Below are 13283 nucleotides of genomic sequence, written 5' to 3' on the forward strand. Positions count from 1 at the left end.
CTGTCACGAGAGCACTTCCATCCTTGGATGTTCGAAAGGCTATTTGGGTCCTGAACCTTCTGCAACCTTCGCGTATCGGAAAGCGGGCCGACCTCACGAAATGCGCAGCCTCGCGAGGAGTACGCCCCCTCCCCTAGCCGCATTCCCCCATTCCCGCACGGCGTAGCTGGCACTGGCACTCGGCGGGGTCAGAGCCCTTTCCTGCGGAAAGGGATCCGACCCCTTCGGGTGACCTGCCCTTCAGCCCAATTGGCGGCGGGCGTACTGGGCCAGTTCGCGGGCGGCCAGCAGCAGACCTTCCACCACGTCGGGCGGCAGCTGTTGGCCGGCGCTGCCTTGTACGCGTGCGGCTTCGGCGGCGTGCAGCATCTGGATCAGGGCGTTCAGGCCAGCCAGGGTGCGGCTCAGGCTGGCCAGGGTGACGGCCTGCGCCGGCGTCAGGCCAGTGGCCTTCTGCGGCTGGCCTTCGGCGGTGTCGCGGCCATCCATGCGGGCCAGCAGGTTCGGCAGCAGGTCGGTGGGTTCAGAGAGGACGTCTTCAATGCGTTCGGCAATCTCGGCCGGAAGCTGGTCGATGGAATCGCCAACCAGGCGATGCAGGTTGGGATAGGCGGTGCGCTGTGACATGGCGATGCTCCTCCGCAGACGGCGGGGCCACCTGCGGATGCAAGGTGGCGGACGGTGCGGGTTGGCGTACCGGAGGCCCAACAACTCAACAGCAGGAAAAAGACTCCAGCGGACTCTGACGAATCCCCACGCACCGCCCGCCGTAGCGGCAGCGCAGTGCATATTCCACGATGCACGAGGGACATCAGGAGCTGTTGAATTGTCGGGTTTGTTCGGGACGCCAATCCCGGCCAAGGCACCTGCCCCGGCCGGGCCATCAGGCCATCGCCCGCCTCGGCAATCACGAGGCAAAAGCGCCACTGCCCCTACCCCGCAGCCCATTCGTGCCGCCACGCACAGCCGCTGCGCGATACCGATCACATCACCACGGTGTCAGGGCCGCAGAGAACGCCGCCGCCTCACCCACGCACACGCCAGTCACGACACATCGCGCGCAGCACCAGCGCCGACCAAGGTCGGCGCCCACCGGGTTTCCGTGTGCCCGATTACAGCGGCTTCGGCGAGAACGTCAGCGTGGCGATCACGCCGCGCTGGCCGCCCGGCCGCACGCTCACCTGCCAGCCGTACAGATCGCACAGGCGGCTGACGATCGACAGGCCAATACCACCGCCCTGCGAATGGCCGGCATGCGTGCCGCGATAACCGCGCTGGAACAGCTTGGCGGCATCTTCTTCGCTCAAGCCGGGACCGCTGTCGGTTACCGACACCGCATTGCCGCCCACGTGCACGCGCACGTCGCCATCCTGCGAATACTTCACCGCATTGCCGATCAGGTTGCCCAGCGCCACCGACAGCGCGGCCTCGGGCGCGTCGATCACCAGATCGCGCTCACCTTCCAGCACCAGCTCCAGCGGCTTGCCGCCCAGCTGTGCGCGGTGTGCATCCAGCAGCTGCTCGGCCACGCGGGCCACGTTGCTGGTGCCCTGCCCGCGCTCGTTGCGCGACAGCAGCAGCAGAGCGCCAATCAGGTCGCTGCACTGCTGTTCGGCACGCTGGATGCGCTGCAGACGCTGCAGCACCTTGTCGTCCAGGCCCGGGCGGGTCAGCAGCAATTCGGTGGCGCCGCGAATCACGGCCAGCGGCGTGCGCAGCTCGTGGCTCACGTCGGCGTTGAACTCGCGGTCGCGCTGCACCACTTCGGTCAGCCGCGATGAATAGTCGTCCAGCGCCTGCGCCAGCTGCCCCACTTCGTCATCGGGGAAGCGCGGCGCCAGCGGCTCGGGGTCGCTGCTGCCACCGCGATAGGCGCGCAGGCGTGCGGCCAGGTCGGACACCGGCTTCATCACCTTCGAGGCCGACCACCAGCCCAGCACCAGCGACAGCAGGCTGAACACCAGCACCGACAACACCAGCGCGCGGCTGAGCTGCTGCCCACCGCGCACGCTGTCGGTCATGTCATAAGCCAGGAAGAACCAGGCGTCGTCGGCCTTGCGCACCGCAAGTTTGTAGGCGTACGGCTGTCCCTGCTCGTCGGTGCCGCTCAGGTTGTAGTTGCCGTTGGGCAGCGCGGCCCAATCCGGCTGGTTCTCGCGCACCCGGTCGAACTTGTCGCGCGAGTACGCATACGCCTTGATCTGCTGCACCGGCACTTCCGGGTTGCGCCCGGGGTGTTCGTAGAAGCGACGCGCGTACTCGTTGATGTTGCGGTTCATCACGTCTTCCACCAGCTGGTTTTCCACGCGGATGCGGGCCCAGTTGGTGGCGAACGCGAACAGGGTTGTCAGGCAGAAGCCCAACAACACGAATGACACGATGATGCGGCTGCGCAGGCGCCGCCGATAAGGCGTGCGCCGACGCTCCCCTTTCGCCGCCACCGAATCAGGCTTCCGGTGTGGCGATGCGGTATCCGATGCCATGGCGGGTCTGGATCAGCGGCACTTCAAACGGCTTGTCCACCACTGCACGCAGGCCGTGGATGTGCACGCGCAGCGAATCGGAATCGGGCAGCTCTTCGCCCCACACGCGGGTTTCAAGTTCCTGGCGGGTGACCACGGCCGGGGCCGCTTCCATCAGTGCCTGCAGGATCTTCAGGGCAGTGGGGTTGAGCTGCAGCAGCTTGCCCTGGCGGCGCACTTCCAGCGTGTCCAGGTTGTATTCCAGATCGCCGGTTTCCAGCACGCGGGTCTGCACGCCCTTGCCGCGGCGCGACAGCGCGTTCAAGCGCACTTCCACTTCCTGCAGCGCGAACGGCTTGATCAGGTAGTCGTCGGCGCCCGAATCGAAGCCGGCCAGCTTGTTGTCCAGCGAATCGCGGGCGGTGAGCATGAGCACCGGGGTCTGCTTGCGCGCTTCATTGCGAAGCTTGCGGCAGACCTCGATGCCATCCATGCCGGGCAGGTTGAGATCCAGCACGATCGCGTCGAACTCATGCACCACGGCCAGGTGCAGCCCGGTCACACCGTCGGCGGCGAAATCGACGGTGTGGCCACGGTCTTCCAGGTAGTCCCCCAGATTGGCCGCGATGTCACTGTTGTCTTCGATTACCAGAATTCTCACTGTAGCCTCTTGAATGTTTGGTGTTTTAGCGTTCCGGCAACGGTCGGTTGCGCTGGATATCGTTCATTTCGCGCTGGCTGTCGCGGCGCAATGCGCGGCGCTGGGCCACGGTCATGCACTGCGAGGTCACCATGTTGCTGCCCACCGCACGGGTGCGCTTGCAGATCATGCGACTATCATCCTTGGCGCGGGTCAAGACCGTGTTGACGATCTCCTGGTCGTTGAAGACAGAGACCTGCTGGCCACTGGAAAGTTCAGCGCCGCCGCTGCGGTCAATGGCCGTCTGGATGCGGGTCAGCGCATCGCTCACCTTGGCCTGCTCGCCGGCAGAAATCTCGGAATAGAGTTCACCCTTGGCCAGATCGGCGCGGATGGTGGAAATCTGGGTGTTGACCAGATCGGCCGGGCGGCTGACATCCAGCGGGCCGGCCGTGCCACTGCTTGCCGCAGCGCTGGCCGAGGCCAGGACGAACAGGACAGCACATGCAACCTTACGCATCACATTCCCCTCCTTAGGTGTGCCGGTAGTGGCCAAGGCATGTTCAGCCAAGACCCCGCCGTGCGCAAGTTGCTGCGCGGCAAGAAAAAAGCCCAGACGGCGCTGCGCCGCCTGGGCTTGAAGTGTCATCCCGATTACCGATCCTGCTGAGAGGCAGAGCTGCGGTGAAATGGAGACTACGCCCCGGCCGATTAAAGCGGTGTTAAACCCGCGCCTGCCAGCTGAACGAATGCTCAAGCCATTGAATTTCAGGGTTTTTTCAGCTTTTCCACGTGCACGATGATGCGCTCGGCCACGTCCACCCCGCAGGCGGCCTCGATGCCCTCCAGCCCCGGGGTCGAGTTCACTTCCAGCACCAGCGGCCCGCGCTGTGAGCGGATCAGGTCCACCCCGCAGACCGACAGGCCCAGCGCCTTGGCCGAGCGCACGGCCACCTGCTGCTCGGCGCGGCTGGCCTTGGCCGGCTGGGCGGTGCCACCGGCGTGCAGGTTGGAACGGAAGTCGCCTTCGGCGGCCTGGCGCTGCATGGACGCCACTACCTGGTCGCCCACCACGAAACAGCGCAGGTCGGCGCCCTTGGCCTCGCCAATGAATTCCTGCATGAGGAAGTTGGCGTACAGGCCACGCAGGGCCTCGACGATGCCGCGCGAGGCGCTGGCCTTTTCGGTCAGGATCACGCCCCGTCCCTGGGTGCCCTCGTTGAGCTTCACCACATGCGGGGCCGGGCCCAGCATGGACAGCAGGTCCACGGTGTCGTCGGGGTTGTCGCCGAACACGGTGACCGGCATGTCGATGCCCTTGGCCGCCAGCAACTGGTGCGCGCGCAGTTTGTCGCGCGAGCGCAGGATGGCGTCCGACGGGTTGGGCGTGCGCGCGCCCATCAGTTCGAACTGGCGCAGCACGGCGGTGCCGTAACGGGTGATGGAGGCGCCGATGCGCGGAATGACCGCATCCACGCCGGTCATCGGCCGGCCCTTGTAATGCATTGAAAAGCCATCGGCGGCAATGCGCATGTAGCAACGCAGCGGGTCCAGCACGCGCACGGTATGCCCGCGCGCGCGCGCGGCCTCGACCAGCCGACGGGTGGAGTACAGGGAACTGTTGCGGGACAGGATGGCGAGCTTCATCGCAGGGGCATCGGGCGGCAGGCGCGCAGCATAGCGCGGGCGTGTGGCGGCGGGATGATGCTGGTGTGGGTGCGCGGCCGACGACGGCACGGCGCATGACACAAACAAAAAACCCCGGCAGTGGCAGGGCCACAACCGGGGTTGGAATGCTGGAGCGGGCGATGGGAATCGAACCCACGTCAGTAGCTTGGGAAGCTACAGCTCTACCATTGAGCTACGCCCGCATTGCAGGGGGGAATCTTATGCGCAGCGGCCGGTATTGCGCAATGGTGGCTGCCGCGATGGGGTCAGAGCCGTTTCCGGGCGCCGACCCCGGCGCAATGGGGTCAGATCCCTTTCCGCCAGGAAAAGGCTCTGACCCCGCGTCGCATCAGAAGCTGCCGCTGAAGCTGGCGAACAGCGTGGCGTCCATTGCACGCTTCTGCAGCGTGGTGGCGCTGATGCCCACGTTGCTCTGCAGGCCGAACAGTTCCATGCGCGCGCCCAGGATGGCGGTGGCATAGTTCTTGTCGAAGTCCATGCCCGGCACGCGGTACATGCCCACGTCCGGCAGGCTCTGCACCCAGGCGCTGGCCTGCTGGGTGTCTTCGAACTCGTGGTCGTAGGTCAGCTGCGCGTACGGCTTGACGGCACCGCCGTCGAAGCGGGCCTGCCAGCCGATACGGCCCACGGTGGAATCGACATCCTGCTGGCCGTAGCCCAAGCCAGTGGCCAGGGTGTTGGCGGTGGCGCTTTCGGTGTAACCGTCGATCTTCACCTTCTGCCAGATGACCGAAGCGATCGGGCCATGGCGGAAGCCGCCTTCGGTGCCGAATTCGTAGCCGGCGTTCAGCGCCGCGGTCAGGTTGCTGCCGTCCGGCGAGCCGCCGTGTTCGCGGGTGGCCGGGCCCAGCTGCACCTTGCGGTTCACGTCGTAGGACAACCAGGTGTAGCTGACCTGGCCGTTCACCCACACGCGCTCGCCGTACCAGCCGGCGAACAGACCGGCGGTGGTGTCCTTCTGGGTGAAGTCGCCACGGTTGTTGCCGAAGTCGGCGTCCATGCGGCCGAAGCCGGCGAAGCCGCCCACCACCATGCCGTCACGCGCCCAGTCGATACCGGCCAGACCGGCCGGAGCCATGCCGTCGTAAACGTCGGCGTGGTCGTAGCGCTGCATGTCACCACGCAGGCCGCCCCACCACGACAGGCCATCGGCCGGACGACCGCTCTGGTGCAGGCTGACCTGGTCGGCGCGCGAACGGCCGATGGTCTGCGCCGAATGGCTCAGCACCTGCTGCAGGCGCGGGCCTTCCAGGATGGAAATGGCGTACTGACCCAGCATCTGGTGGGCCGCGCTGGTCGGGTGCACGTCATCGGCGAACAGATAGGTGCTGGCCGCGTCCGGGCGCGCGTAGGCCAGCGGGCTGCAGGTCAGCGACGAGGCCACCAGGCAGGCGCGGCCGGTGACGTTGCTGAAACCATACATGCCCGGGTTGGCGATGATTTCGTGCAGCAGGGTGTAGGTATCGAGCGGGATGAAGTCGATGCCGGCCTGCTTCAGGCCGCCGTACAGGGCGCTGTTGTAGGCATTGGACAGGGCCGTGCCCTGGGCACGCGCAGCGGCGCCGCGGTCGATGAAGCCCGGGGTGGAGCCCACGTCGGGCAGGTTCGGCACCATCACGTACTCGGCGCCGGCCTGCTTCAGCGAGGCCACGATGCCGATCTGGTCGGTCACCGCCGCGCCGATGACGGCCGGGGCCTGGGTCGGGGTAGTGATGGCGAACAGGTCGTTGGGACCGCCCCACACGGTATAGAGCGAATTCGGGTCGGCCTTGCCGCCGTTGGCCGCCAGGTAGTTGGCGGTCTGGGTCTTCAGCGACGGCACCGGCACGTTGCCGAAGGCCGGCTGGGTCAGGTCGGTGCCCACGCGGGCGCCGCCCACCGCGTAGTTGTCGCCGCTCTGGCCCAGACCATTCGGGGTGGCATTGGTGCCGTAGTAATCGGCCACGAACTGCGCCCACACCCAACCCGGGTTGGTGGTGAACTGGCCCGCCACCGGGCGCGCGTCGGCCGGCAGCAGCGGACGGTAGTAGCCGCTGTCGGTCAGGCTGTCACCGAAGAAGACGGTGCTGTTGAATGCGGATTCGCCTGCCATGGCCGGCAGCGCGGCCAGCGCGATCGCGGCCGCCATGAGGGAGCGGATCGGGCGTTTGCTGAGCAGCATGTAAAAACTCCTGGGGGAAGATGTTGGGGACCCGGCACACGTACGCCGGCGCACGGTGAATGGTTTCACCGTACCGCCGATTGCTCACGCTGCGCCGCCGCATGAATTGTCGCCCGGACCACCCCGGAACAACTGTGCCGGAGGTGGCGTTGCGCTGGATTTGCAACGGTTCCGATCCAACCTGGCCATAAGCGACAATGCCGGGCATGAACATCCAGCTCAACGGCGAACCCCGCACCCTGCCCGCCCCGGCCACCGTCCACGATCTGCTTGCCGCCGAGCAGCTGCTGCAGCGCCGGGTGGCGGTGGAAGTAAACGGCCAGATCGTCAGCCGCAGCCGCCACGGCGAACACGCCCTGGCCGAAGGCGACGTGGTGGAGATCGTGCACGCTCTGGGCGGTGGTTGAGGCCAAGGGGTCGGATCCCTTCGCACCGCGAAGGGCTCTGACCCCACGCATCGCGCCACGGGTCAGAGCCCTTTGCCGCAGGCAAAGGGATCCGACCCTGCTCCCGGCGTGACCCCATCTTCAGGCGGATAGGCGATAATCGCGGCATGAACGTTCATGTCTCCCCCGATTCGCTGGTGATCGCCGGCAAGACCTACGGCTCGCGGCTGCTCACCGGCACCGGCAAGTTCAAGGATCTGCAGGAAACCCGCCTGGCCACCGAGGCCGCTGGCGCCCAGATCGTCACCGTGGCCATCCGCCGTACCAACATCGGCCAGAACCCCGGTGAACCGAACCTGCTGGACGTGCTGCCGCCGGACCGCTTCACCATCCTGCCCAACACCGCCGGCTGCTACACCGCCGAAGACGCCGTGCGCACCTGCCGCCTGGCGCGCGAGCTGCTGGACGGCCACAACCTGACCAAACTGGAAGTGCTGGGCGACCAGAAGACCCTGTACCCGGACGTGGTGCAGACCCTGAAGGCGGCCGAGCAGCTGGTGAAGGATGGCTTCGAGGTGATGGTCTATACCTCCGACGACCCGATCCTGGCCAAGCGCCTGGAAGAGATCGGCTGCGCGGCGGTGATGCCGCTGGCCGCGCCGATCGGCTCGGGTCTGGGCATCCAGAACAAGTACAACCTGCTGCAGATCATCGAAGACGCCAAGGTGCCGATCATCGTTGACGCCGGCGTGGGCACCGCCTCCGATGCGGCCATTGCCATGGAACTGGGCTGCGACGGCGTGCTGATGAACACCGCCATTGCCGGTGCGCGCAACCCGGTGCTGATGGCCAGCGCCATGCGCAAGGCCGTGGAAGCCGGCCGCGAGGCCTTCCTGGCCGGGCGCATTCCGCGCAAGCGCTATGCCAGTGCGTCTTCGCCGGTGGAAGGGGTGATCGGCTGATGACCAATCCCTTCGACAGTGCCGGTTCCAAGGCCCCGCCCAAGCCCTTCACCGTGAGCGAAGGCCGCCGCGAGGTGCGCAGCTTCGTGCTGCGCCAGGGCCGCTTCACCCCGGCCCAGCAGCGCGCGTTCGACGAACGCTGGCCGCGCTTCGGCATCGACTACAACGGCCAGCCGCGCGACCTGGACGCCACCTTCGGCCGCCCGGCGCACAAGGTGCTGGAAATCGGCTTCGGCAACGGTGCGGCCATGCGCTTCGCCGCCCAGCACGATCCGTCGCGCGATTACATCGGCATTGAAGTGCACGCCCCCGGTGTGGGCCGCCTGCTGAACGCGCTGGCCGATGACAACGCCGACCACGTGCGCCTGTACCACCACGACGCGGTGGAAGTGCTGCAGAACGAGATTGCCGACGGTGCGCTGGACGAAGTGCGCATCTACTTCCCCGACCCGTGGCACAAGAAGCGCCACAACAAGCGCCGCCTGCTGCAGCCGGCGTTCGCCGAGCTGATCGTGCGCAAGCTGCGCCCCGGTGGCCGCCTGCACTGCGCCACCGACTGGGAAGACTACGCCGAGCAGATGTGGGACGTGCTGGACGCCACCGCCGGGCTGGTGAACCGTGCCGGCCCGCGTGGCAGCGTGCCGCGACCGGACTGGCGCCCGCAGACCCATTTCGAGACCCGCGGCCAGAAGCTGGGCCACGGCGTCTGGGATCTGCTGTACGACCGCACCTGACCGCCCACCGAGGACCCTGCGCCCCACATGGATACCGCGCTGACGCTGACCAACGACATGAAGCTCGTGCTCGGGCTGGTTGGCTTCACGATGGCGATGTTCCTGTTCGAGCGCATCCGCGCCGACGTGGTGGCGCTGGTGGTGCTGGTGGTGCTGGGCGTGACCGGCCTGATCGCCCCTGAAGAAATCTTCGGGGGCTTTTCCGGTAACGCGGTGATGAGCATCATCGCCACCACCATCCTGGGCGCGGGCCTGGACCGCACCGGCGCACTGAACCGGCTGGCGGCGTGGCTGCTGCGGCGCGGCCACGGTGTGGAGCAGCGGCTGTTGATGATGACCACCGCCATTGCCGGCTTGAACTCCTCGTTCATGCAGAACCCCTCGGTGATGGCGCTGTACCTGCCGGTGGCCTCGCGCCTGGCCGCGCGCACCGGGCTGACCCTGCAGCGCCTGCTGCTGCCCATTTCCGCGGCGATCGTGATGGGCGGCGCGCTGACCATGGTCGGCAATTCGCCGCTGATCCTGCTGAACGATCTGCTGGCCTCGGCCAACAACAATCTTCCGTCCGGCCTGGCCACCATCGAGCCGCTGCGCATGTTCGCGCCGCTGCCGATCGGCGTGGCCCTGCTGGTCGCGTCGCTGCTGTACTTCCGCTATTACGGCGACCGCAAGCTGATCGAGGAAGAGAACCTGGTGAACGACGGGGTGACCCCGGCGCGCACCGAAAGCTACTTCGCCAAGACCTACGGCATTGAAGGCGATGTCTTCGAACTGGTGGTGACCGCCGAGAGCCCGCTGGTGGGCATGACCTTGGGCGAGGCCGAGAACCTGCACGACGCACCGCTGCTGCTGGCCCTGAAAACCGGCAATGACACCCGCCTGGCGCCGCCGGCGGAGATGCGCATCTGGGTGGGCAGCGTGCTGGGTGCGATGGGCCCGCGCGAGCAGATCAGCGATTTCGCGCAGAACCAGTTCCTGCGCATGTCCTCGCGCCTGAAGCACCTGGGCGACCTGTTCAACCCCAGCCGCGCCGGTATTTCCGAAGCGGTGGTGCCGCCCACTTCGAACGTGATCGGCAAGAGCGCGGCCGATCTGCGCCTGCGCAAGGAACGCGGTATCAGCCTGCTGGCGATCAACCGCGACAAGCAGGTGATCCGCGAGGACGTGCGCGATGTGCAGCTTCGCGCCGGCGACATGCTGGTCTTCCACAGCATCTGGACCGACCTGGCGCAGGCCGCGCGCAGCCGCGACTTCGTGGTGGTGACCGACTACCCCACCGGCGAACAGCGCCCGCACAAGTTCAAGATCGCCATGGCGATCTTCGCGCTGACCATCCTGATCGCGCTGACCAGCAAGCTGCCGGTGGCACTGACCCTGATGACCGGCGTGGCCGGCATGCTGCTGACCGGCGTGCTGCGCATGGACGAGGCCTATGCCTCGATCAACTGGAAGACGGTGTTCATGATGGCTGGGCTGATTCCGCTCGGCTGGGCGATGGATTCCAGTGGTGCGGCCGCGTGGGTGGCCGGGCACACCATCGACAAGCTGCCCACCGGCATTCCGCTGTGGGTGCTGGAAGTGGCACTGGCACTGCTGACGACCGCGTTCTCGCTGGTGATCAGCCATGTGGGCGCGACCATCGTGATGGTGCCCATTGCGGTGAACCTGGCACTGGCAGCGGGCGGCAACCCGACCGCGTTCGCGCTGATCGTGGCGCTGTCGGCGTCCAACAACCTGATGACCGCGTCCAACCCGGTCATTTCGATGATCACCGGTCCGGCCAACTACACCCCGCGCGAAATGTGGCGCGTGGGCGGACCGCTGTCACTGATCTACACCTGTGTGGTGGTGCTGATGATCAACCTGATGTTTTGAAGGGGCGCGCATCCACGCATGGCGTGGATCTACTTGATGGGTCCACGCATGGCGTGGATCTACTTGATGCTTCCACTGAGGGCCACGCCCGCAGTAGATCCACGCCATGCGTGGATGCCGTTGCCCGCCCGATGGGGTCAGAGCCGTTTTCCTGCGGAAAACGGATCCGACCCCGGACCTGGCCTCAGGCCAGGTAAACCTGCCCGTCGCGCACATCCACCGGCACGGCGCGCAGGCGATCGCCCTTGCACGGGCCCGCCACGCAATCGCCGCTGTCCAGCGCGAACGAGGCGCCATGCGCCGCGCACACCAGGTGGCCTTCGCGGCTTTTCAGGAACTGCCCCGGCGCCCAGTCCAGGCGGCGACCGGCATGCGGGCAGATGTTCAGGAAGGCACGCACCTGGCTGCCGTCGCGGTACAGCACCACCGATTCGGCATCGCCGTCCACCAGCGCCTCAACCTCGACAAAGGCCCCATCGGCAAGGGCTTCCAGAACAATGAGGGCGGCAGCAGGGGTCGTCATGGCGAAGGCTCGAACGTAAAGCGGCATTGTCGCACGCGCGCTCAGCTCACTGGCTCTCACATGAACACAAGTCATTGATTGGTAATAAGCCAAGGCTATATTTAACGACTTTTTCACTCAATGACAGTGGCGCCTCCGGATACTGGCGGTTCGCTGATTTCAGCCTATCGAGCCGCTATGTTTACTCGCGCATCCGCCGTCCACCACTTCCGTACCCTGTTCGCGCCGCGCAAGCCGCGTAACCCGCTGGTGCGCATTGCCGTGGGCCTGCTGGGCCTGGCCATCCTGGCCGCCATGGTGTTCGTGGGCGTGTTCGTGGGCGCAGCGATGATCCTGATCGGCCTGGCGTGGAAGCTGCTGGCCTCGCGCAAGCCCGGCAGCGTCGGCCGTGCCGCCGACCCCAAGGTGGTGGAAGGTGAGTACCGTGTGGTGCGCAAATCGGCGCTGTCCTCGCCGCGTTGAAGGTGCGCACCCGCTGACGGCGGGTATCGTTAAGTTCTAGACTGCGGGCACGCCCTTCCTGGATGTCCGCATGTCCGATGTTTCCGATGTGATTGCCGCGCCCGCCGTGCCCCGCGTTCCCGTGGTGGGCGGTGGCAGCTTCCCCGTGCACCGCGTGTACTGCGTGGGCCGCAACTTCGCCGACCACGCGCGCGAAATGGGTGCCGCGGTGCCGGCCGCCGATGATCGCGGCCGGCCGATGTTCTTCACCAAGCCGGCCGATGCCATCGTGGTCGGCCACGACGATGTGATTCCCTACCCACCGGCCACCGCCAACCTGCACCACGAGGTGGAGCTGGTGGTGGCGATCGGCCGCGACGCACCGGCCGGTGAGCTGGCCGTGGCCGATGCCGACGCACTGGTGTACGGCTATGCCGTGGGCCTGGACCTGACCCGCCGCGACCTGCAGGCCGCCGCCAAGGAAAAGGGCCACCCGTGGGATTCGGCCAAGGGCTTTGACGCCTCCGCGCCGATCAGCGAAATCGTGCATGCCGGCGAAGTCGGTGATCTGGCCGCCCTGAATCTTTCGCTGGAAGTGAACGGCGAAGTGCGCCAGCAATCGCTGCTGGACCAGATGATCTGGAACGTGCCGGAAATCCTGCATGAGCTGTCCAAGCTGTGGCAGCTGCGCGCCGGCGATCTGGTGTTCATGGGCACGCCGTCGGGCGTGGCCGCGCTGAAGCCGGGCGACCGTTTCAGCGCACGCCTGGAAAACGTGGCCGAGCGCCACGGCGTCATCGCTGGCTGACATCTGCTGCGTTACCCTGCGCCCTGTCCCCTCGCCCTCTGGAGAAGAACAACAATGGGAATGCTTACCGAGTTCAAGGAATTTGCCATGCGCGGCAACGTCATCGACCTCGCCGTGGGCGTGGTGATTGGCGCCGCCTTCGGCAAGATCGTCACCGCGCTGGTGGAAAAAATCATCATGCCGCCGCTGGGCATGCTGATCGGCAAGGTGGATTTCTCTGACCTGGCGTGGGTGCTGTCACCGGCCAGCGTCGGCCCGGATGGCAAGGAGATTCCGGCGGTGGTGATCGGCTACGGCGATTTCCTCAACACGCTGGTGCAGTTCGTCATCGTGGCCTTCGCCATTTTCCTGGTGATCAAGGTGATCAACCGCCTGTCGCGCAAGAAGGAAGCCGCCCCGGCCGCCACGCCGGAAGACGTGCTGCTGCTGCGCGAGATCCGCGACAGCCTGAAGAAATAAGGCGCCGGGCGCCATCGCGCGCCCCGCCCACCCGTAGCGTCGAGCCATGCTCGACTGGGCGGGACGATAATCAAGGTAGCGCCGGGCCATGCCCGGCGAGCGAAGCGGATCGTGGGCCTCCGCCGGGCATGGCCCGGCGCTAC

The 13283-nt window shown here is 66.5% G+C and carries 14 protein-coding genes and 1 tRNA gene; 7 read left to right on the top strand and 8 right to left on the bottom strand.

Translation table 11 applies throughout. From position 1 onward, the window contains the following. Positions 1-240 precede the first annotated feature (240 nt). From C1930_RS15735 to C1930_RS15765, 7 genes are all read right to left on the bottom strand, one after another. Complete coding sequence (locus C1930_RS15735) at positions 241-627, bottom strand: hypothetical protein (protein WP_108753968.1); 387 nt, start codon at positions 625-627, stop codon at positions 241-243. 485 nt (positions 628-1112) lie between these two features. Then, entirely contained in the window at positions 1113-2483 is a 1371-nt protein-coding gene (locus tag C1930_RS15740; RefSeq protein WP_108750905.1) for a HAMP domain-containing sensor histidine kinase, read from the bottom strand. Further along, entirely contained in the window at positions 2446-3123 is a 678-nt protein-coding gene (locus tag C1930_RS15745; protein WP_005410804.1) for a response regulator transcription factor, read from the bottom strand. Before C1930_RS15745 ends, C1930_RS15740 begins: the two co-directional genes overlap by 38 nt. 25 nt (positions 3124-3148) lie before the next feature. Beyond that, positions 3149-3622, bottom strand: a complete 474-nt coding sequence (locus C1930_RS15750; protein ID WP_108772152.1) for a hypothetical protein — start codon at positions 3620-3622, stop codon at positions 3149-3151. Positions 3623-3870: 248 nt separating this feature from the next. Further along, on the bottom strand, positions 3871-4749 hold the full coding sequence (gene rimK / locus C1930_RS15755; RefSeq protein WP_108750907.1) for a 30S ribosomal protein S6--L-glutamate ligase: 879 nt from the start codon (positions 4747-4749) through the stop codon (positions 3871-3873). 150 nt (positions 4750-4899) lie between these two features. Then, positions 4900-4973 (bottom strand) — tRNA-Gly (locus tag C1930_RS15760). Between the two features lie 146 nt (positions 4974-5119). Further along, the gene (locus C1930_RS15765) at positions 5120-6952 is read right to left on the bottom strand and encodes an autotransporter domain-containing protein (RefSeq protein WP_108772153.1); all 1833 of its coding nucleotides are present in this window, start codon (positions 6950-6952) and stop codon (positions 5120-5122) included. 206 nt (positions 6953-7158) lie between these two features. Here C1930_RS15765 and thiS point away from each other — a divergent pair, with 206 nt between their 5' ends. The 4 genes from thiS to C1930_RS15785 all read left to right on the top strand — a co-directional run bounded on the left by thiS (position 7159) and on the right by C1930_RS15785 (position 10909). After that, the gene (gene thiS / locus C1930_RS15770; protein ID WP_108753977.1) at positions 7159-7359 is read left to right on the top strand and encodes a sulfur carrier protein ThiS; all 201 of its coding nucleotides are present in this window, start codon (positions 7159-7161) and stop codon (positions 7357-7359) included. A gap of 146 nt (positions 7360-7505) precedes the next feature. Beyond that, the gene (locus C1930_RS15775; RefSeq protein ID WP_108750910.1) at positions 7506-8300 is read left to right on the top strand and encodes a thiazole synthase; all 795 of its coding nucleotides are present in this window, start codon (positions 7506-7508) and stop codon (positions 8298-8300) included. Further along, positions 8300-9034, top strand: a complete 735-nt coding sequence (trmB, locus tag C1930_RS15780; RefSeq protein WP_006387461.1) for a tRNA (guanosine(46)-N7)-methyltransferase TrmB — start codon at positions 8300-8302, stop codon at positions 9032-9034. The genes C1930_RS15775 and trmB overlap by 1 nt, the downstream gene beginning before the upstream one ends. 27 nt (positions 9035-9061) lie before the next feature. After that, positions 9062-10909, top strand: a complete 1848-nt coding sequence (locus C1930_RS15785; RefSeq protein ID WP_108757018.1) for an SLC13 family permease — start codon at positions 9062-9064, stop codon at positions 10907-10909. 184 nt (positions 10910-11093) lie between these two features. Here the strand turns inward: C1930_RS15785 and C1930_RS15790 are convergent, their stop codons facing one another. Then, positions 11094-11432: a Rieske (2Fe-2S) protein gene (locus C1930_RS15790; protein ID WP_108772154.1), complete on the bottom strand. Its 339-nt coding sequence runs from the start codon at positions 11430-11432 to the stop codon at positions 11094-11096. Positions 11433-11609: 177 nt separating this feature from the next. Between C1930_RS15790 and C1930_RS15795 the strand changes: the two genes are divergently transcribed. From C1930_RS15795 to mscL, 3 genes are all read left to right on the top strand, one after another. After that, positions 11610-11894, top strand: a complete 285-nt coding sequence (locus C1930_RS15795) for a hypothetical protein (RefSeq protein ID WP_108772155.1) — start codon at positions 11610-11612, stop codon at positions 11892-11894. Between the two features lie 70 nt (positions 11895-11964). Then, positions 11965-12681, top strand: coding sequence for a fumarylacetoacetate hydrolase family protein (locus C1930_RS15800; RefSeq protein WP_108750915.1), 717 nt, complete (start codon positions 11965-11967; stop codon positions 12679-12681). Positions 12682-12735: 54 nt separating this feature from the next. After that, positions 12736-13140 carry a large-conductance mechanosensitive channel protein MscL gene (gene mscL / locus C1930_RS15805; RefSeq protein WP_108772156.1) on the top strand — a complete coding sequence of 135 codons (405 nt, stop codon included), beginning with the start codon at positions 12736-12738 and terminating at the stop codon, positions 13138-13140. The last annotated feature ends 143 nt before the right edge of the window (positions 13141-13283 follow it).

It is taken from the genome of Stenotrophomonas sp. SAU14A_NAIMI4_8 (assembly GCF_003086695.1).
GTDB lineage: Bacteria > Pseudomonadota > Gammaproteobacteria > Xanthomonadales > Xanthomonadaceae > Stenotrophomonas.

What these genes read in the sequence shown, in the direction of transcription:
- thiS (WP_108753977.1), top strand. Translation starts at nt 7,159, where the DNA reads ATGAACATCCAGCTCAACGGCGAACCCCGCACCCTGCCCGCCCCGGCC.
- C1930_RS15735 (WP_108753968.1), bottom strand. Translation starts at nt 627, where the DNA reads ATGTCACAGCGCACCGCCTATCCCAACCTGCATCGCCTGGTTGGCGAT.
- trmB (WP_006387461.1), top strand. Translation starts at nt 8,300, where the DNA reads ATGACCAATCCCTTCGACAGTGCCGGTTCCAAGGCCCCGCCCAAGCCC.
- C1930_RS15775 (WP_108750910.1), top strand. Translation starts at nt 7,506, where the DNA reads ATGAACGTTCATGTCTCCCCCGATTCGCTGGTGATCGCCGGCAAGACC.
- C1930_RS15750 (WP_108772152.1), bottom strand. Translation starts at nt 3,622, where the DNA reads ATGCGTAAGGTTGCATGTGCTGTCCTGTTCGTCCTGGCCTCGGCCAGC.
- C1930_RS15765 (WP_108772153.1), bottom strand. Translation starts at nt 6,952, where the DNA reads ATGCTGCTCAGCAAACGCCCGATCCGCTCCCTCATGGCGGCCGCGATC.
- C1930_RS15800 (WP_108750915.1), top strand. Translation starts at nt 11,965, where the DNA reads ATGTCCGATGTTTCCGATGTGATTGCCGCGCCCGCCGTGCCCCGCGTT.
- mscL (WP_108772156.1), top strand. Translation starts at nt 12,736, where the DNA reads ATGGGAATGCTTACCGAGTTCAAGGAATTTGCCATGCGCGGCAACGTC.
- C1930_RS15790 (WP_108772154.1), bottom strand. Translation starts at nt 11,432, where the DNA reads ATGACGACCCCTGCTGCCGCCCTCATTGTTCTGGAAGCCCTTGCCGAT.
- C1930_RS15785 (WP_108757018.1), top strand. Translation starts at nt 9,062, where the DNA reads ATGGATACCGCGCTGACGCTGACCAACGACATGAAGCTCGTGCTCGGG.
- C1930_RS15740 (WP_108750905.1), bottom strand. Translation starts at nt 2,483, where the DNA reads ATGGCATCGGATACCGCATCGCCACACCGGAAGCCTGATTCGGTGGCG.
- rimK (WP_108750907.1), bottom strand. Translation starts at nt 4,749, where the DNA reads ATGAAGCTCGCCATCCTGTCCCGCAACAGTTCCCTGTACTCCACCCGT.
- C1930_RS15795 (WP_108772155.1), top strand. Translation starts at nt 11,610, where the DNA reads ATGTTTACTCGCGCATCCGCCGTCCACCACTTCCGTACCCTGTTCGCG.